20 protein-coding genes and 1 riboswitch are annotated in these 17,448 nt (G+C 67.8%); of the genes, 19 read left to right on the plus strand and 1 reads right to left on the minus strand.

Annotated features, from left to right (window positions below):
• Positions 1-90 precede the first annotated feature (90 nt).
• From def to hisF, 12 genes are all read left to right on the plus strand, one after another.
• The gene (gene def, locus ACKAE7_RS07590) at positions 91-690 is read left to right on the plus strand and encodes a peptide deformylase (protein ID WP_188812751.1); all 600 of its coding nucleotides are present in this window, start codon (positions 91-93) and stop codon (positions 688-690) included.
• Entirely contained in the window at positions 687-1,607 is a 921-nt protein-coding gene (gene fmt, locus ACKAE7_RS07595; RefSeq protein WP_408978849.1) for a methionyl-tRNA formyltransferase, read from the plus strand. The genes def and fmt overlap by 4 nt, the downstream gene beginning before the upstream one ends.
• Entirely contained in the window at positions 1,604-3,175 is a 1,572-nt protein-coding gene (locus ACKAE7_RS07600; RefSeq protein ID WP_188812747.1) for an RsmB/NOP family class I SAM-dependent RNA methyltransferase, read from the plus strand. The genes fmt and ACKAE7_RS07600 overlap by 4 nt, the downstream gene beginning before the upstream one ends.
• Before the next feature lie 35 nt (positions 3,176-3,210).
• Entirely contained in the window at positions 3,211-3,891 is a 681-nt protein-coding gene (gene rpe / locus ACKAE7_RS07605) for a ribulose-phosphate 3-epimerase (RefSeq protein WP_188812858.1), read from the plus strand.
• 39 nt (positions 3,892-3,930) lie between these two features.
• A riboswitch (FMN riboswitch) is annotated at positions 3,931-4,080 on the plus strand.
• A 176-nt stretch (positions 4,081-4,256) separates the two neighbouring features.
• Positions 4,257-5,438, plus strand: a complete 1,182-nt coding sequence (ribD, locus tag ACKAE7_RS07610; RefSeq protein ID WP_190612108.1) for a bifunctional diaminohydroxyphosphoribosylaminopyrimidine deaminase/5-amino-6-(5-phosphoribosylamino)uracil reductase RibD — start codon at positions 4,257-4,259, stop codon at positions 5,436-5,438.
• On the plus strand, positions 5,438-6,082 hold the full coding sequence (locus tag ACKAE7_RS07615; RefSeq protein ID WP_191035675.1) for a riboflavin synthase: 645 nt from the start codon (positions 5,438-5,440) through the stop codon (positions 6,080-6,082). The genes ribD and ACKAE7_RS07615 overlap by 1 nt, the downstream gene beginning before the upstream one ends.
• Positions 6,079-6,810, plus strand: a complete 732-nt coding sequence (gene ribB / locus ACKAE7_RS07620) for a 3,4-dihydroxy-2-butanone-4-phosphate synthase (protein ID WP_190611986.1) — start codon at positions 6,079-6,081, stop codon at positions 6,808-6,810. The genes ACKAE7_RS07615 and ribB overlap by 4 nt, the downstream gene beginning before the upstream one ends.
• Positions 6,807-7,595: a GTP cyclohydrolase II gene (gene ribA / locus ACKAE7_RS07625; protein WP_408978850.1), complete on the plus strand. Its 789-nt coding sequence runs from the start codon at positions 6,807-6,809 to the stop codon at positions 7,593-7,595. The genes ribB and ribA overlap by 4 nt, the downstream gene beginning before the upstream one ends.
• 70 nt (positions 7,596-7,665) lie before the next feature.
• Entirely contained in the window at positions 7,666-8,154 is a 489-nt protein-coding gene (ribH, locus tag ACKAE7_RS07630; protein WP_104187712.1) for a 6,7-dimethyl-8-ribityllumazine synthase, read from the plus strand.
• 103 nt (positions 8,155-8,257) lie between these two features.
• Positions 8,258-8,521 carry a phosphoribosyl-ATP diphosphatase gene (locus tag ACKAE7_RS07635; protein ID WP_015936881.1) on the plus strand — a complete coding sequence of 88 codons (264 nt, stop codon included), beginning with the start codon at positions 8,258-8,260 and terminating at the stop codon, positions 8,519-8,521.
• 90 nt (positions 8,522-8,611) lie between these two features.
• A complete protein-coding gene (gene hisG / locus ACKAE7_RS07640) occupies positions 8,612-9,472 on the plus strand; it encodes an ATP phosphoribosyltransferase (RefSeq protein WP_066275344.1) in 861 nt (286 codons plus the stop codon).
• A 72-nt stretch (positions 9,473-9,544) separates the two neighbouring features.
• Entirely contained in the window at positions 9,545-10,321 is a 777-nt protein-coding gene (gene hisF, locus ACKAE7_RS07645) for an imidazole glycerol phosphate synthase subunit HisF (protein ID WP_066275346.1), read from the plus strand.
• Between the two features lie 82 nt (positions 10,322-10,403).
• On the opposite strand, the gene ACKAE7_RS07650 is transcribed toward hisF, so the two are convergent.
• A complete protein-coding gene (locus tag ACKAE7_RS07650) occupies positions 10,404-11,048 on the minus strand; it encodes a TIGR03085 family metal-binding protein (RefSeq protein WP_188812852.1) in 645 nt (214 codons plus the stop codon).
• 111 nt (positions 11,049-11,159) lie between these two features.
• On the opposite strand from ACKAE7_RS07650, the gene hisI reads away from it, so the two are divergent.
• From hisI to trpA, 7 genes are all read left to right on the plus strand, one after another.
• Positions 11,160-11,603 (plus strand): phosphoribosyl-AMP cyclohydrolase, encoded by a 444-nt coding sequence (gene hisI, locus ACKAE7_RS07655; protein ID WP_188729999.1) that lies wholly within the window; start codon positions 11,160-11,162, stop codon positions 11,601-11,603.
• Positions 11,604-11,721: 118 nt separating this feature from the next.
• The gene (locus ACKAE7_RS07660) at positions 11,722-13,284 is read left to right on the plus strand and encodes an anthranilate synthase component I (protein WP_188812739.1); all 1,563 of its coding nucleotides are present in this window, start codon (positions 11,722-11,724) and stop codon (positions 13,282-13,284) included.
• On the plus strand, positions 13,284-13,958 hold the full coding sequence (locus ACKAE7_RS07665; protein ID WP_408978851.1) for a Trp biosynthesis-associated membrane protein: 675 nt from the start codon (positions 13,284-13,286) through the stop codon (positions 13,956-13,958). The genes ACKAE7_RS07660 and ACKAE7_RS07665 overlap by 1 nt, the downstream gene beginning before the upstream one ends.
• Before the next feature lie 103 nt (positions 13,959-14,061).
• A complete protein-coding gene (locus tag ACKAE7_RS07670) occupies positions 14,062-14,349 on the plus strand; it encodes an HGxxPAAW family protein (protein WP_066275356.1) in 288 nt (95 codons plus the stop codon).
• Positions 14,349-15,170: an indole-3-glycerol phosphate synthase TrpC gene (trpC, locus tag ACKAE7_RS07675; RefSeq protein ID WP_188812736.1), complete on the plus strand. Its 822-nt coding sequence runs from the start codon at positions 14,349-14,351 to the stop codon at positions 15,168-15,170. Before ACKAE7_RS07670 ends, trpC begins: the two co-directional genes overlap by 1 nt.
• A 113-nt stretch (positions 15,171-15,283) precedes the next feature.
• Positions 15,284-16,624: a tryptophan synthase subunit beta gene (gene trpB, locus ACKAE7_RS07680; protein WP_191035672.1), complete on the plus strand. Its 1,341-nt coding sequence runs from the start codon at positions 15,284-15,286 to the stop codon at positions 16,622-16,624.
• Positions 16,621-17,445 carry a tryptophan synthase subunit alpha gene (gene trpA, locus ACKAE7_RS07685; protein ID WP_408978852.1) on the plus strand — a complete coding sequence of 275 codons (825 nt, stop codon included), beginning with the start codon at positions 16,621-16,623 and terminating at the stop codon, positions 17,443-17,445. Before trpB ends, trpA begins: the two co-directional genes overlap by 4 nt.
• The last annotated feature ends 3 nt before the right edge of the window (positions 17,446-17,448 follow it).

Here is a 17,448-nt window from a genome sequence, read left to right on the forward strand (position 1 = left end):
TTTGTCTGCATTTGGTATGTCTGCGGACCAGATGACTGCGCCTAAACTGGACAGGTTCCCTTTTCCGCCAACTGTAAGGAATTACTGCGCATGGCTATCCTGAATATCCGCATCATCGGCGATCCTGTGCTGCGCACAGTGGCCGATCCCGTGACGGAATTCGGGCCGGAGCTGGCCAAGCTGGTCGCGGACATGACCGAAACCATGGAGGACGTGGACGGCGCAGGCCTGGCCGCGCCCCAGGTGGGCATCAGCCAGCGGGTTTTCACTTACCGGATTGACGGCGTGGAAGGACACATCATCAACCCCGTCCTGGAAAACAGCGAGGATTACCAGGACGACCACGTGGAGGGATGCCTGTCCATCCCCGGCCTCGGCTTTCCCGTCCGGCGTTTCCGCTCCACCCGTGTGACCGGTGTGGACATGCACGGAAATCCCGTCACGGTGGAAGGGGAAGGGATGCTGGCACGGTGCTTCCAGCACGAGAACGACCACCTGGACGGCATCCTCTACACCGACCGGCTTGAGGGGGAGGACCGTAAGGCCGCCCTGCGGTCCATCCGTAACGCCAACTACGGCTCGGTTACCGAGCGGACAGCCGCCAAGCGCGCCAAGACGGTCGGATCCAGCTTCGGCGGCTCCTTGCCCGGCTCCAGTTTTGGTCCCGGAGCGGCCGGTAACGCCGGGTGAGGGTCCTGTTCGCGGGAACCCCCGCCGTCGCCGTCCCCTCCCTTGATGCGCTGGTGGAGGCAGGCTTCGACATCGCTGCCGTGCTGACCCGTCCCGATGCCCCCGTTGGCCGGAAGCGCGTCCTCACGCCGTCGCCCGTCGCTGCGCGCGCCGCCGAACTCGGAATCGAGGTCATCCGCGCAGCCCGCGTTGACGTTGAGGCAACCGCCAGGATCGCTGCCGTAAACCCGGATGTAGCCGCCATCGTTGCCTACGGCGGGCTGGTTCCGCCTGCTGCCCTGGACGTTCCCCGGCACGGCTGGATCAACCTGCACTTTTCCCTGCTGCCTGCGTGGCGCGGCGCCGCGCCAGTGCAGCGCGCCGTCATGGCCGGGGACGACGTCACCGGAGCCGTGACCTTCCTGCTGGAAGAGGGGCTGGACACAGGCCCCGTCTTCGGCACCCTGACCGAATCCGTGGGTCCGGAGGACACCGCGGGTGAACTCCTGGAAAGGCTGTCCCGCAGCGGTGCGGTCCTCCTGGCCCAGACGCTGTCCGCCATTGGGGCAGGCAAAGCCTCGGCGCAGCCGCAGGCCGGCGAGGTGTCACTGGCACCCAAGCTGACCCTTGAGGATGGCCACCTTAAATGGAGCCATCCCGCCCTTGCCATCAGCCGGCAGGCCCGCGGCGTCACGCCCGAACCGGGTGCGTGGACGGTACTGGACGGGCAGCGGGTGAAACTGGAACCGGTCCGGCTGCGTCCGGATGTCACGACGCTTGCTCCGGGAGCCTTGGCGCTGCACGGCAAGAGCGTGCTGGTGGGCACGGGTTCCCACGCCGTGGAACTGACCCGGATCCAGCCTGCGGGCAAAAAAATGATGGCCGCGGCTGATTGGGCACGCGGCATGGCTTCCCTTGAAAGCGTGGTGTTCGAATGAGCGGGTCCGGCGGCAATCCAGGCGGGCGCGGCGGCGGGCAGGGCAACTCCGGGCACGGCCGCGGCAAGGGCGGACCCCGGGACAACAGCCGTCGTAACGCCCAGGGACGTGAACGCAACCGCGGTCCGCAGCGGAGCTTCACGGACAACGCCCCGTCCCAGCGCACCCGCCGGGCCGATCCCGCCCGGCTTGTCGCCTTCGAAGTCCTGCGCGCCGTGGCGGCGGAGGACGCCTACGCCAACCTTGTCCTGCCGGCGCGGATCCGCCACCACGGGCTGGACAAGCGCGACGCCGGATTCGCCACCGAACTGACGTACGGCGCCCTGCGCGGCCAGGGCACCTACGACGCCATCCTGGCCCGCTGCGTGGACCGCCCGCTGGACCAGCTGGATCCCGCCATCCTGGATGCCCTGCGCATCGGGGCGCACCAGCTGCTGGCCATGCGCGTGCCGGCACACGCCGCCCTGGACCAAACCGTGGGCCTGGCGCGCGCCGTGATCGGAGCAGGCCCGTCTGCGCTCATCAATGCCGTGCTGCGCAAAGTTGCCGCGCACACCCTGGAGGAGTGGCTGGACAAGCTCGTGGCAGGCGAGACTGACGCAACGAAGATCGCTGCGCTCCGCTACGCCCACCCCGAATGGATCGTCCGTGCAATGCGCCAGTCCCTGGTTGCACACGGGCGCTCCGCCGATGAAATCAACAACCTGCTGGAAGCGGACAATGCTGCTCCCGTGGTTAACCTGGTAGCCCTCCCGGGGCTCGGCAACCTGGACGAGGCCCTGGAACACGGCGCTACTCCGGGTGGGCTCGTCCAGGGTTCGGCTCTTTCCAGCGGCGGTGACCTGGGACGGTTCTCCTCAGTCAGGGAAGGAACCACCCGCGTCCAGGACGTTGGCTCGCAGCTGGTGGCCCGGGCCATGGCGGCCGTAGATCTTGGCCAGCCAGCGGGCGGGACAGGCGACGGAAGGGCCGAGGCGTGGCTGGACCTCTGTGCCGGCCCCGGCGGAAAGGCTGCCCTGCTCGGCGCGCTGGCAAAGCAGCAGGGCGCCACGCTTCTGGCCAATGAGCCCGCCCCGCACCGGGCCAAGCTGGTGAGCCAGGCCCTCTCGGCCGTGCCGGCCGAAACGTGGCAGGTCCGCACCGGCGACGGCCGCGAGCTCGGCTCCGAAAAGCCCGGCTCCTTTGACCGCGTCCTGGTGGACGTTCCCTGCAGCGGGCTGGGCGCTTTGCGGCGCCGGCCCGAGTCCCGCTGGCGCCGGTCGCCCAAGGATCTGGCGGACCTCGGCCCGTTGCAGCGCGAGCTCCTCGCCTCGGCGCTGGCAGCCGTGCGGCCCGGGGGAGTGGTGGCCTACGTGACGTGTTCCCCGCATCCGGCGGAGACCACCGCCGTGGTTGCCGACGCCCTCCGCAAGCGTGAGGACCTGGAGCTCCTGGACGCCGGGGCAGCTCTGGACGCCGTCAGCCTTCCGGGGAAGCTGGACGCGGGCCACGAGTCCACGGCGCAGCTCTGGCCGCACGTCCATGGCACGGACGCCATGTTCCTGGCGCTCATCCATAAAAAGGCCTAGGCGAAAGCAACAACAGACCAGTGAAAGGCAACCCCGTGACGCAATGCTGCATCAACCCGAGCATCCTCTCCGCCGACTTCGTCAACCTGGAAGCGGAACTGAAGCGCATCAGCACCGCTGACGCCGTGCACGTGGATGTCATGGACAACCACTTCGTCCCCAACCTGACCATCGGGCTGCCCGTGGTGCAGCGCATCCAGGCTGTCAGCCCCATCCCCCTCGACGCCCACCTCATGATTGCCGACGCCGACCGGTGGGCGCCGGGATTTGCCGACGCCGGCCTGGCCTCGGTCACCTTCCACGCCGAGGCCTCCCTCGCCCCGGTAAAGCTGGCACGCGAACTCCGCAGCAGGGGGTCGAAAGCAGGAATGGCGCTTCGGCCCGCCACCCCGGTGGAACCGTACCTGGACATGCTCACGGAGCTGGACATGCTGCTCATCATGACCGTTGAACCCGGGTTCGGTGGACAGGCCTTCCTGGACCTCACCCTGCCAAAGATCCGGCGGGCAAGGGCAGCTATCGACGGCTCCGGAGCCGGCGTGGCCATACAGGTGGACGGCGGCATCACGGAGGAAACGATTATCCGGGCAGCAGAAGCCGGCGCCACTGTCTTTGTTGCCGGTTCCGCTGTTTACGGCGCTGACGATCCCGCCGCAGCCATCGAGCGGCTCCGCGTCCAGGGCAGCCGTCCGTTACGTGCGGCGTCTGCGGAATAGCCGGGAGCCCGCGCCTGTTATGGCACAATAGCAACACACATACGTGCTCCGGGGTCGGTGTAAGTCCGAACCGGCGGTGACAGTCCGCGACCCGCGAGCCGGTGCCTTCCGCAAGGAAAGCCCGGCAGACGGTTGAACCGGTGAAATTCCGGTACCGACAGTTAAAGTCTGGATGAGAGAAGCACGTACAGCTGTATCTGTGGGGCCGTCCCGGTCCCGCAGCCTTCTGCTGTCGTATACCCCCGGAGCCATCGCGGTTCGAGAGGGAAGGAACGACACAGCATGAACCCCAAGCGATGGCTCTTAGATGCCGAACGTTCCGCCGCTTCAGCGGAGGACGCAGCCGTGGCGATGGTCGCGGCATGATGGCGGCCACACAATCTTTCGGTGCCGGAGCCGGCACCGCCCTGCATTCGGGCCACCCGCTCCAGCCCGCCGATGGCGTGGTTACCGCCTTCAGCGCCGGCGAGACCAGGGCTATGGAGGCTGCGCTGCAAGCAGCCCTGCGGGGCCCGCGTGGGGCGAACCCCCTCGTGGGCGCCGTCGTCGTCGATCCTGATGGCAACCACCTGATCACCGGGTTCCACCGCGGCGCCGGCACCGCGCATGCGGAGGCCGATGCCATCGCCCAGGCGGCAGCAGCGGGCCTGGACCTTACAGGCTGCACCATGCTGGTGACGCTGGAGCCCTGCAACCACCTCGGGCGCACCGGCCCCTGCGCGCAGGCCATCATTGCCGCCGGAATCACGGACGTGGTGTACGCCGTGGACGATCCGCATGACCCCGCGGCGGGTGGAGCAGCAACGTTGCGCGCCGCCGGCGTCCGCGTCCGCAGCGGCCTGGGAGCCGCTGAATCCCTGGACGTGAACCGGCAGTGGTTCGAAGCGGTGACCGCGAAGCGGCCCTTCGTCACCCTCCACATCGCCCAGACGCTGGACAGCCGCATCGCTGCCCAGGACGGCACCAGCCAGTGGATATCCAGCCCGGAATCCCTCGCGGACAACCACGCCATCCGCGGGCGGATCGACGCCATCCTGGTGGGCACCCAGACCGTCCTGGTGGACAACCCCCGGCTCACCGCCCGCGACCCGCAGGGAACACCGGCGCCGAACCAGCCGGTCCGGGCTGTCATGGGCTTGCGGGACGTCCCCGGCGGGGCCGCCGTACGCGGAACTGACGGGCGGGTCACGCACCTGCGCACCCGCGACCCGCACGAGGCGTTGTCCCTGCTGTACGCGTCCGGGACCCGCCACCTCATGGTGGAGGGAGGCTCGCGCATCCTGAGCGCGTTCCTTGCTGCCGGACTCGTGGATGAGCTCATCGTGTACCTGGCGCCCACCCTGCTCGGCTCCGGCACCCCTGCCCTGGACGGCCTCGGAATCAGCACCCTCGCCGATGCCCAGCAGTGGGAATGGGACGAGTCCGACGGCGGTGCGGTGCGCAGGCTTGGCCGCGACCTGAGACTCCACCTCAGACCGCAACGAACCGTTGCCCTAGACCCCCAACCATCCCGCGCAACAGCGGAGCAAGCCCAGGAAGGCCACTGATGTTTACCGGAATTATTGCCGAACAAGGGCACGTTCTGTCCGTCGAGCGGGACGGGGACGCCAGCGCCACCCTCCGGCTGCACGCGCCCGGCAGCACTGAAGGGCTCGCCCTGGGCGGCTCTGTGGCCGTGAACGGGGTCTGCCTGACGGCCACCGAGATCAACGGCACGGACTTCAGCGTCGATGTGATGGGGGAGACCCTGGTCCGCAGCACCATTGGCGAACTGGCTCCGGGCGACGCCGTCAACCTTGAGCGCTGCGTTCCTGCGGGCGGCCGGCTGGACGGGCATGTGGTGCAGGGGCATGTTGACGGCGTCGGCGTGCTGCTGGAGCGGGAAGCGCTGGGCAACTGGGAGCGGCTCCGGTTCGGCGTGCCGGCCAACCTGGCCCGCTACATCGCGGAAAAGGGCTCGATCGCCATCGATGGCGTCTCCCTTACCGTCACCGCCGTCAGCGCGGCCGCCGAGCCCGAGCCCTGGTTCGAAGTGGGCCTGATCCCCACCACCCTGGCCGAAACCGGGCTGGGGTCCAAGACCACGGGCAGCCGGGTCAACCTCGAGGTGGACGTCCTGGCCAAGTACACGGAACGCCTCCTGGCGTTCAGCACGTCAGCGCCGGCAGTTGCTGACGGAGGTGCACTGTGAACGCCGTTCTCCGGCTCGAACCCGAGGCAGCGCAGGCAGGTGTTGAGCCTGCCCCCGGTGTCCGCGGGCTCGACTCCATCGAGGTGGCGGTGCAGGCCATGGCCGCCGGCAGGCCGGTGCTCGTGGTGGACAACGAGGACCGCGAAAACGAGGGCGACATCATCTTCGCGGCACAGCATGCCACCCCCGCGCTGATGGGATGGACCATCCGCCACAGCTCGGGCGTCATCTGCGTTCCGCTGTCCGGCGACCGGGCGGATGCCCTTGCGCTGCCTCCCATGGTGGCGGTCAACGAGGACGCCAAGGGGACCGCCTACACCGTTTCCTGCGATGCCGCCCTGGGTGTCAGCACAGGGATTTCCGCCACGGACCGGGCCCTCACCGCCAGGGTCCTGGCCGACCCCCACGCCGTGCCGGCATCCCTGACCCGGCCCGGGCATATATTTCCGCTGCGTGCAGTTGACGGTGGTGTGCGGGAACGTCCCGGCCACACCGAGGCTGCGGTTGACCTGTGCCGCCTGGCTGGCCTCGAGCCTGTGGGCGTGATTGCGGAAGTTGTTTACGACGACGGCGAGATGATGCGCCTGGACGGGCTCCTGACCTTCGCTGCTGAGCATGGCTGCCCCCTGATCTCCATTGAGGATCTCGCGGCCTACCTCGCAGCGGGGCAAGGCAAGCCCACGGAGAGCGCCCGCGAAGTTGCGGGCGGCAAGAAGGAGACACGATGACCTCTTCGACAGCCCGCGACAGCGGTTCGCCGAACGGCCACGGAACGTCCCGGAACGGCCACGGGGCTTCCACGGCGAGCCACGGGTCCTCCGCCAACGGTCAGGAGCGCAGCAGCAGCGGCGTTGCCCCGCACCCCGTGAGCGGCGGCCCGATAGTGCAGCTGCCCACCGCCTTCGGTGATTTCGTGGCGCAGGCTTGGACCGACCTGGTGACCGGCGTGGAGCACCTGGCCGTCAGTTCCCCCAACCCGCCCAAGGACGGCAAGGCCCCCCTCGTCCGGCTGCACTCGGAATGCCTCACCGGCGACATTTTTGGGTCCTACCGCTGCGATTGCGGGGAGCAGCTTGCCTTCGCCCTGGAAATGATCCAGCAAAACGGCGGCACCCTGCTCTACCTGCGGGGGCAGGAAGGCCGGGGCATCGGCCTGGCCAACAAGATCAAGGCCTACGCGCTGCAGGAGGCGGGCTTTGACACGGTGGAGGCCAACGAGCAGCTGGGCCTTCCCGTGGACGCACGCTCCTACAACGCCGCGGCCCAGGTCCTCGCGGAGATGGGACTCCATGAGGTGCGGCTCCTGAGCAACAACCCGGACAAGCAGAACAGGCTGGCACGGGCCGGTGTGAAGGTAGTGGAGATGGTTCCCACCGAAGTGCCGTCCCGCGACGAGAACATCCGCTACCTGCGCACCAAGAAGGACCGCATGGAACACCGGCTGCTGCTGGACACCCATGTGGTGGCTGTTCCCGTCACCACCCCGGAAACCTTCGACCACGAACAAGACTGACCGGCTGAGGCCTGCCCTCCGGCCGCGGCACTGACAACACACACCACCACTGAACGGAAGAGACTGACCCATGAGCGGACACGGCGCCCCCGATATCGACCTCAGCACCCTCAACCCCGCAGAAACGTCCCAGCTGCGGCTGGCGATTGTGGCGGCCAGCTGGCACACCCAGATCATGGACGGGCTCCTGGACGGAGCGCTCCGGGCAGCGAAGGACGCCGGCATCGCCGAGCCCACCGTCCTGCGCGTACCGGGAAGCTTTGAGCTGCCGGTTGCCGCCGCCCGGCTCGCACCGCACTTCGACGCCGTCGTGGCCCTTGGCGTCGTCATCCGCGGCGGAACCCCGCACTTTGACTATGTGTGCCAGGCAGCGACGTCGGGACTCACCGACGTCAGCGTGCGCACCGGCGTCCCGGTGGGCTTCGGCGTCCTGACCTGCGACACCGAACAGCAGGGCCTGGACCGTGCCGGCCTTCCCGGCTCCAAGGAAGACAAAGGCCACGAGGCCGTCACCGCGGCGCTGGCCACCGCCGTCGTGCTCAAGCAGTACGGCAAGTAACGGAGCCTGCAGGACGGGCGCGCTTGTGTATTCGCTCACATCGCGCCCGTCATGCAACGGCCCGGGAAGCGCCCTGTGGGCTGCAGCAAGTAGGCTGGAGGGCGTGAAGAATTTCGAGACGCTGTTCGCTGAGCTCAGCGAGAAGGCAGCCACCCGCCCGGAAGGCTCCCGCACCGTCGCTGAATTGGACTCCGGTGTCCACGGCATCGGCAAGAAAGTCGTTGAGGAAGCAGCCGAAGTATGGATGGCTGCCGAATATGAATCCGATGAAGCCGCGGCAGAGGAAATCTCCCAGCTGCTGTACCACCTGCAGGTTCTGATGCTCGCCAAAGGCCTGACCCTGGAAGACGTCTACAAGCATCTGTAGCCACCGGTCCGGCGCGCTCCACGCCGCCGGTGCCCGCTGTGGCCTGCATTGCCTGAACACCTAGACCTCCCCACACCAGAAAGACCTCCAATGCTGCGAGTAGCCGTCCCCAACAAGGGCTCCCTGTCCGAAGCCGCCTCCGCCATGCTCTCCGAGGCGGGCTACCGCCAGCGGCGGGATACCCGTGAACTCGTCATGGTGGACCCGGACAACGACATCGAGTTCTTCTTCCTCCGCCCGCGGGACATCGCGGTGTATGTTGGCCAGGGAACGCTCGACGTCGGCATCACCGGACGCGACCTTCTCCTGGATGCCGAGGTGGAGGCGGAAGAGCTCCTTCCGCTGGGCTTCGCTGCCTCGACGTTCCGTTTCGCAGGTCCCGTTGGGGACTTTGCCAAGGTTGAGGAGCTTGAGGGCAAGCGGCTGGCCACCAGCTACGACGGCCTGCTCCGCGGCTACCTCGCCGGGAAGGGCATCAACGCCAAGGTGGTCCGCCTGGACGGCGCCGTTGAATCATCGGTCAGGCTGGGCGTGGCAGACGCCATCGCCGACGTCGTGGAAACCGGCAACACCCTCAAGGCCGCCGGGATGGAAATCTTCGGCGATCCCATCCTGAAGTCCGAGGCCGTGCTGATCCGCCGCACCGGCGAAGGCGGCGCCGCGAACGGCACCGCCAAGGAGATCGAGGTCCTGATCCGCCGCCTGCAGGGCGTGCTGGTGGCGCGCCAGTATGTGCTGATGGACTACGACATCCGCAAGGAACTGGTGGAAAGTGCCGCTGCGCTGACCCCCGGCCTGGAATCGCCCACCGTCTCCCCGCTGCGGGATTCGGACTGGGTGGCCGTCCGCTCTATGGTCCCGAAGAAGGAAACCAACCGGATCATGGACGAGCTGTACGACCTCGGTGCACGCGCCATCCTGGTCAGCAGCATCCACGCCTGCCGCATCTGAGCCGGCCCCCGCAGTACCAACCCGCGCTTTAACAACCCAGCGCAGCAAAAGACAGAATTTCCAGGAGCTCCCATGGCAGTAGCAGTACGCGTCATTCCCTGCCTCGACGTGGACGCCGGGCGCGTCGTCAAAGGCGTTAACTTCGAGGGCCTGCGGGACGCCGGCGATCCCGTGGAGCTGGCGCACCGCTACGACAACGCCGGCGCGGACGAGCTGACCTTCCTGGACGTCACGGCGTCCTCGGGCAACCGGGAAACCACGTTCGACGTCGTCCGCCGCACCGCGGAGGAAGTCTTCATTCCGCTCACGGTGGGCGGCGGCGTCCGCGGTGTCGCCGAGGTGGACAAGCTGCTGCGGTACGGCGCGGACAAGGCTTCCATCAACACCGCCGCCGTCGCCCGGCCCGACGTCATCGACGAAATCACCCGGCACTTCGGTTCCCAGGTCCTCGTCCTGTCCCTCGATGCCCGCCGCACCCGCCCCGGGTCCCAGCCCACGCCGTCGGGCTTTGAAGTAACCACCCACGGCGGACGGACCGGCACCGGGATCGACGCCATTGAGTGGGCCAGGGAAGCCGCGGAACGCGGAGTGGGCGAGATCCTGCTCAACTCCATTGACGCTGACGGCACCAAGGACGGCTTCGACCTCGAACTCATCAGGCTGGTCCGGGCTGCGGTGAAGGTCCCGATTATTGCCTCGGGCGGGGCAGGGGAGCCTGCCCACTTCCCGCCGGCCGTCGCCGCGGGTGCCGACGCGGTGCTGGCAGCATCGATCTTCCACTGGGGACCGGACAACATGATGTCCCAGGTCAAGGACGCCATCCGGAACGCAGGCTTCGAAGTCCGCTAACGCGTGTCCCAACCCAACTGAGTAGCGCCAAGTGTCGTTTTGGGGGCTCATAACGACACTTAGCGCTACTCAGTTGGAGGGGTTAGAGGCCTACTTCAGCCGACTGGAGGAGCGCGACGGCGTCGGGCTGGCCTTCGAAGGTCACCAGGGCGTGGCGGGTGCGGCCGTGGGCGTGCATCAGCAGCTCGCCCGGCTCACCCACGATGGCCACCGATACAGGTGCGCGCTTGGCGACGTGCCGGGGCCCGGACGGGCGGACCAGGACGATTCCCAGGTCAACGCCGCGGTAAAGGATCGCGGCGCGCTTGACGAGTTCGTCCCAGAGGGCCTCCGAGTACGCCTCGTCGAGTGCCCGCGGCGCCCACCGGTCAACGGCGCGGCGGATGTCCTCTGTGTGCACGAAGTATTCGATGAGGTTGGAGCTCTCGTCGAGGGCCTTGATGTTCATCGGGGACAGCGCAGGCGGCCCTGCCCGGAATGTGTTGACCAGCTTTGCGTAAGCTTCCGGAGTGGTCAGTTTCGCGGCGAGCCTGGCAGTGGCCTGGTCCGAGGCTTTAGCCAGCCGTTTGATAATCAGGCCCAGCCCTACGGCTGCTTTGCGTTCGCGCAGGTACAGGTGCGCGGCAAGGTCCCTGGTGCGCCAGCCCTTGCACAGCGTGGGCGCATCAGGGCCGGCCGCAAGCAGGGTCTCGGCCAGGACTTCTCGGGACGGTTCGACGAAATGCATCACTTGTGAAACTAGCATGACCGGCGCGGAGTTGGGCAGCGCGGCCACCCCGCTGGCGTGCCGTTGTTCACACACGTTCGGGGCGGCGGTGCAGGCACTAGACTTGACCTGATGTCTGAGTACCCCGCCCCCGTCCCGAACCCCGGCTCCGCCGTGCCTGTGGCTGCCACGCCCGGCCCGGCCGCCGCGTCATCCCCAAGCCCGCTTCCCGGGGAACTGGCCGCCGCGCTCAAGCGTGACAGCGCCGGCCTGGTGGCCGCGGTGGTGCAGCAGTACGACACCAACGAGGTCCTGATGCTGGGCTGGATGGACGACGAAGCCCTGCACCGCACCATGACCACCGGGAGGGTCACCTTCTACTCGCGTTCCCGCCAGGAATACTGGCGCAAGGGGGACACCTCCGGGCACGTGCAGTGGGTCAAGTCCGTGGCGATGGACTGCGACGGCGACGCGCTGCTCGTGCGGGTGGACCAAGTGGGCGCAGCGTGCCACACCGGCACCCGCACCTGCTTCGACGGCCGGGACCTGGCTGTCACCACCGGCCAGGCGGGCTGAACATCTTCAGGAGCCGCAGCCAGCTGCGGTCACGCGGGGGAGGGCCGGCCGCCCCCGCAAGCACACCCACATGCGCCGGCGCAGACGGCCCAACGAGAACAGGCGGAACAGCATAGCCATGCAGGACCTTGGAATCATCAGCCCGGGCCTCGAGGAATTCAGGGAGCTGGCCGGGCACAGCCGCGTCATCCCCGTCCGGCTCAAGGTGCTCGCGGACGCCGAGACCCCCATCGGCCTGTACCGGAAGCTCGCGAACGGCCAGCCCGGCACGTTCCTGATGGAATCCGCGGCAGTAGGCGGGGCGTGGTCCCGCTACTCGTTCATCGGCGCGAGGTCCAGGGCCACCCTGACCACCAAGGACGGGAACGCACACTGGCTGGGCCAGCCTCCCGCCGGCGTCCCCGTGGACGGCAGCCCGGTGGACGCCATTCGCGACACCATCGAAGCCCTCCGGACCGACAGGTTCGACGGACTGCCGCCCTTTACCTCCGGCCTGGTGGGATTCCTGGGCTGGGAAACGGTCCGGCACTGGGAACGCCTGGTCAGCCCGCCCGAGGACGACCTGCAGCTCCCGGAGATGGCGTTGAACCTGGTCACGGACATGGCCGTCCACGACAATGTGGACGGCACCGTGCTGCTCATCGCAAACGCCATCAATTTCGATGACAGCTCCGAGCGCGTGGATGAGGCCTGGCACGACGCCGTGGCCAGGGTCAAGGCGCTGCTTGCCAAGGTCAGCACTCCCGTGGCGCAGCCCGTCTCGGTCCTGGCTCCCGCGGCACTGGACTTCGCCTCGAGCGTCCAGGAGCGCTGGGACGAGGCCGAGTACCTGGCTGCCCTGGACCGCGGCAAGGAGGCCATCGTGGACGGCGAGGTGTTCCAGGTGGTCATCTCCCGCCGCTTCGAAATGGAGTGCCAGGCATCGGCCCTGGACGTCTACCGGGTCCTGCGGAACACCAACCCGAGCCCCTACATGTACATTTTCAGCCTCGAGGACGCCGAGGGCCGGGAGTATTCCATTGTTGGTTCCTCGCCCGAGGCGCTGGTGACGGTGACCGGTGAGGAAGTCATCACCCACCCCATTGCCGGGTCCCGGCCGCGGGGCCGGACAGTGGAGGCGGACAAGGCACTTGCCGAGGAACTCCTGGCGGACCAGAAGGAACGTGCCGAACACCTGATGCTGGTGGACCTTTCACGGAACGATCTGTCCAAGGTCTGCGTGGCGGGGACGGTGGACGTCACCCAGTTCATGGAGGTGGAGCGCTTCAGCCACATCATGCACCTGGTGTCCACCGTGGTGGGGCAGCTTTCGCCGCAGGCCAAGGCCTATGACGTGCTGAAGGCAACCTTCCCGGCCGGCACCCTTTCCGGCGCCCCCAAGCCCCGTGCGCTGCGACTCCTGGACGAACTCGAACCGCACCGCCGGGGTATCTACGGCGGAGTGGTGGGCTACCTCGATTTCGCGGGCGACATGGACATGGCCATCGCCATCCGCTCCGCGCTGATCCGGGACGGGCGCGCCTATGTCCAGGCCGGGGGCGGCATCGTGGCTGATTCGGTCAACGACACCGAGGCCCTGGAAACCGTCAACAAGGCCGCAGCGCCCCTCCGCGCCGTCCACACCGCGGGTACCTTGCAGAACATCTCCGCGGACTCGCTTCCCGGCGGGTCGGAGTCCTGATGCCCCGTCCGGAACCCGCACAAGCACAGGAACCTGCAGCAGGGCAAGCAGGCTCAGCACATGCGGCAGCTGCGGGCACGGGCCCGGCGGCGCCCGCCTGGGCACGCAGGTCCACATTGGTGCTGCTCATTTCCGTCCTGGCCCTGGCGGTCTTCGGCACCACCACCCAGACCTGGATCAGTGTCACCCTCGATCCCAACCAGCTTGGCCAGGGCGGCGCCGCGCAGGAACCACTCCCGGTGCAGGGCAGCAAGGCCGCCACCGCCGTCACGGCCCTGGCCCTGGTGGCCCTCGCCGGGGGACTGGCAGCCGCCATTGCCGGCAGGATTGCCCGGTGGATCATCACCGCCATCATCGTCCTGGCCGCCGCCGGAATTGTCGCCGCGGCCGCGACGGTCCTCTCCAGCCCGCTGGCGGCCGCCCAGGGTTCCATTGCGGAAGCCACCGGCGTTACCGGAAGCCAGGCCCAGGTGGCTGTCACTGCCTTCCCGCTCCTCGCCGTCGTGGCCGGATGCCTGCTGGCCCTGGCTGCCCTGCTGATTGTCCCCGCGGGGCGGTACTGGAAGGCCCGGACGAAATATGACGCACCGGCGGCGGGCAGTCCCGCGGCAGCAGGCCCGGTGGACGAGATCGACAGCTGGGACCGGCTCTCCCGCGGCGACGATCCCACCTGACCCGGCCTGGACTGGCCGCGGCACCGGCTGCGCGCCGCCCGATAACCGGTTGCGGGCCAAAAAATGGCAGAATGTAAGCAGTATTCACCCTGAGGAGATTTCCATGAGCAAAGCACCTGCGTCCGTTTCCAAGTCCGGCACCCGCACCGTTGCCCCGGGCGTCATCGACCACAGCCAGGAACTTGGCCACGGCAACAGCCCCGCAGCCTGGACCTGCGTCATCGTGATGCTGGTCGGCGCCCTGATCATGTCAATCGCATTCGTCATTGCCAACACCCCCATCTTCATCGCCGGCGGCGGCGTCATGGTGCTGGGCCTGATCCTGGGCTACGTCATGCGCAAGGCAGGCTACGGCGTTGAAGGCAGCAAGCTGAAGAACTCCGGCCACTGATGTCCACTGTTCTCGATGACATCAATGCCGGTGTCAGGGAGGATATGGAGGCCCGGAAACAGCTTGTTTCGCTGGCTGAACTGAAGGACCTGGCGCAGGCCGCGGCACCTGCCCGCGACGCCTGGGCAGCGCTCGGCGGCCCATCACCTTCCCGGGCTGAGCTCAAAGTCATCGCGGAAATTAAACGCCGCAGCCCCTCCAAGGGAGACCTTGCCGCCATCGGGGACCCCGCGTCCCTCGCCAGGCAGTATGCCGACGGCGGTGCCTCCGTCATCAGCGTCCTCACCGAACAGCGCCGCTTCAGCGGGTCCCTCGCGGACCTCGACGCCGTGCGGGCCGCCGTCGACGTTCCACTCCTGCGGAAGGACTTCACCCTTGACGAGTACCAGATCTGGGAAGCCCGTGCCCACGGCGCGGACCTGATCCTCCTCATCGTTGCCGCGCTCTCCGACGCCCAGCTCGCCGAGTTCAGTGCCCTCAGCCGCGACCTTGGCATGAGCGTGCTGGTGGAAACGCACACTGAAGAGGAAATCGAGCGGGCGGTTGCCGCGCAGGCGCGCATTATCGGCGTCAACGTGCGGAACCTGAAGACGCTCGACGTCGACCGTTCGGTCTTTGCCTCACTGGCCGGGCAGATCCCGGCCGGGGCAGTGGTGGTCGCCGAGTCCGGCGTACGGGACGCCGACGACGTCACGCATTACGCCGCCAGCGGCGCCAACGCCGTGCTCGTCGGCGAGGCCCTGGTCAGCCACTCGACGCCGCGGGAGCGGATCGCCGAATTCAAGGCGGCAGGCGCCGCCGCCATCGCAGCCCGCGCCTGACGCACACACGGTGCAGGAGCGGAAGGCGGGGCTCGCCCGGCCGGCCGGTCCTGTATACCCGGCCCGCGGGCACCACACTTTGAGAAACATCCAACTGGAACAGGACGGGACTGATGGCTGAAGCACCCTCCGGCAACGCCGGCAACGATACTGACAACAATGCCGCCGAAGCATTCCTGCAGGGCGGCTCCCTGAAGCACGCCCCGGGGCCCTACTTCGGAAGCTACGGCGGACGCTGGATGCCGGAATCCCTGATCGCCGCGTTGGACGAGCTTGAGGACACCTTCAACAAGGCCAAGGAAGATCCCGAATTCCGGGCACAGATCGCCGACCTGAACAAGAACTACTCCGGCCGCCCGTCCCTGCTGACCGAAGCCAAGCGCTTCTCCCAGCACGCCGGAGGGGTCCGCATCTTCCTCAAGCGCGAGGACCTCAACCACACCGGATCGCACAAGATCAACAACGTCCTCGGCCAGGCGCTGCTCGCCAAGCGGATGGGTAAGACCCGCGTCATCGCTGAGACCGGCGCAGGCCAGCACGGTGTGGCCAGCGCCACTGCCGCTGCCCTCATGGGGCTCGAGTGCGTCGTCTACATGGGTGCCGAGGACTGCCGCCGCCAGGCGCTGAACGTTGCGCGCATGGAACTCCTTGGCGCCACAGTCATCCCCGTGACCAGCGGATCGCAGACCCTCAAGGACGCCATCAACGACGCCCTGCGCGACTGGGTGGCCAACGTGGACAACACCCACTACCTCCTTGGCACCGCGGCAGGCGCGCACCCCTTCCCGGCCATGGTGCGGTACTTCCACGAAGTCATCGGGGAGGAAGCCCGTGCCCAGATCCTGGAGCAGGAAGGCCGGCTCCCGGACGCCGTCTGTGCCTGCATCGGCGGCGGCTCCAACGCCATCGGCATCTTTCACGGCTTCCTTGACGATCCGTCCGTGAAGATCTACGGATTCGAAGCCGGCGGCGACGGCGTGGACACGGGGCGCCACGCAGCCACCATCACGCTGGGCAAGCCCGGCGTGCTGCACGGTGCCCGGTCCTACCTCATGCAGGACGACGACGGCCAGACAATCGAGTCCCACTCGATCTCCGCCGGCCTCGACTACCCCGGCGTGGGCCCCGAGCACTCCTACCTGGCGGACATCGGACGGGTGAGCTACGAGCCCATCACGGACAGCGAGGCCATGGAATCCTTCCGGCTGCTGTGCCGCACGGAAGGCATCATTCCCGCTATTGAGTCCTCCCATGCCCTGGCCGGAGCCATCAAGGTGGGCCAGCGCCTTGCCGCCGAAGCCGCGGCCAGCGGCGGGACTGCGCAGGACAAGATCGTGATCGTGAACCTTTCGGGCCGCGGCGACAAGGATGTAGCCACCGCAGCCGAATGGTTTGACCTGTTGGACAAGGATTCCGCCGAGTCGGAAATCGGCAAAGAGGGGGAGCAGCTGTGACCACTGCACAGACCACCAGCAAGTCAGCAGCGGCCATCGACAAGGCCCGTGCCGAGGGCCGCGCCGCCCTGATCGGCTACCTTCCCGCCGGCTACCCCAGGGTTGAAGACACCATCGCTGCGGGCATCGCCCTGGCTGAGAACGGTGCCGACCTCATTGAGATCGGCATTCCCTACTCCGACCCAGTGATGGACGGCCAGGTCATCCAGGCCGCCACCACCGAGGCACTGGCCAACGGATTCACCGTCAGCCAGGTGTTCGACGTCGTGCAGGGCATCACAAGCAGCACCGATGCCGCCGTCCTGGTCATGACCTACTGGAACCCCGTGGTCCGCATGGGTGTGGACGAGTTTTCCCGCCGCCTGGCCGAAGCCGGGGGAGCAGGGCTCATCACCCCTGACCTCATTCCGGACGAGGCTTCCGAGTGGATGGAAGCCTCCGACAAGTACGGCCTGGACCGGGTGTTCCTCGTGGCGCCGTCCTCCACCCCCGAGCGCATGCAGCGGACAGTGGACGCCAGCCGGGGCTTCGTCTATGCCGTGTCAATCATGGGCGTCACCGGCGCGCGGACCTCCGTCAGCACCGCGGCGAAGGACGTAGTGGCAGCAGCACACGCTGCCGGCGCCGACCGCGTCTGCGTGGGCCTTGGCGTCTCCAACGCCAGCCAGGTCCGCGAGATCGCCGCCTACGCCGAAGGGGTGATCGTGGGCACCGCCCTGGTGGCAGCAATCCGAGACGGCGGTGTGGACGCCGTCGCTGCCCTCACCAAGGACCTCAGCACCGGACTGAGCCGCTCCGGACTGACAGAGGAAGAAGCCTAGTCA

Origin of the sequence: Pseudarthrobacter sp. NKDBFgelt, from assembly GCF_046097905.1 — a bacterium.
GTDB classification, from domain to species: Bacteria; Actinomycetota; Actinomycetes; order Actinomycetales; family Micrococcaceae; genus Arthrobacter; species Arthrobacter polychromogenes.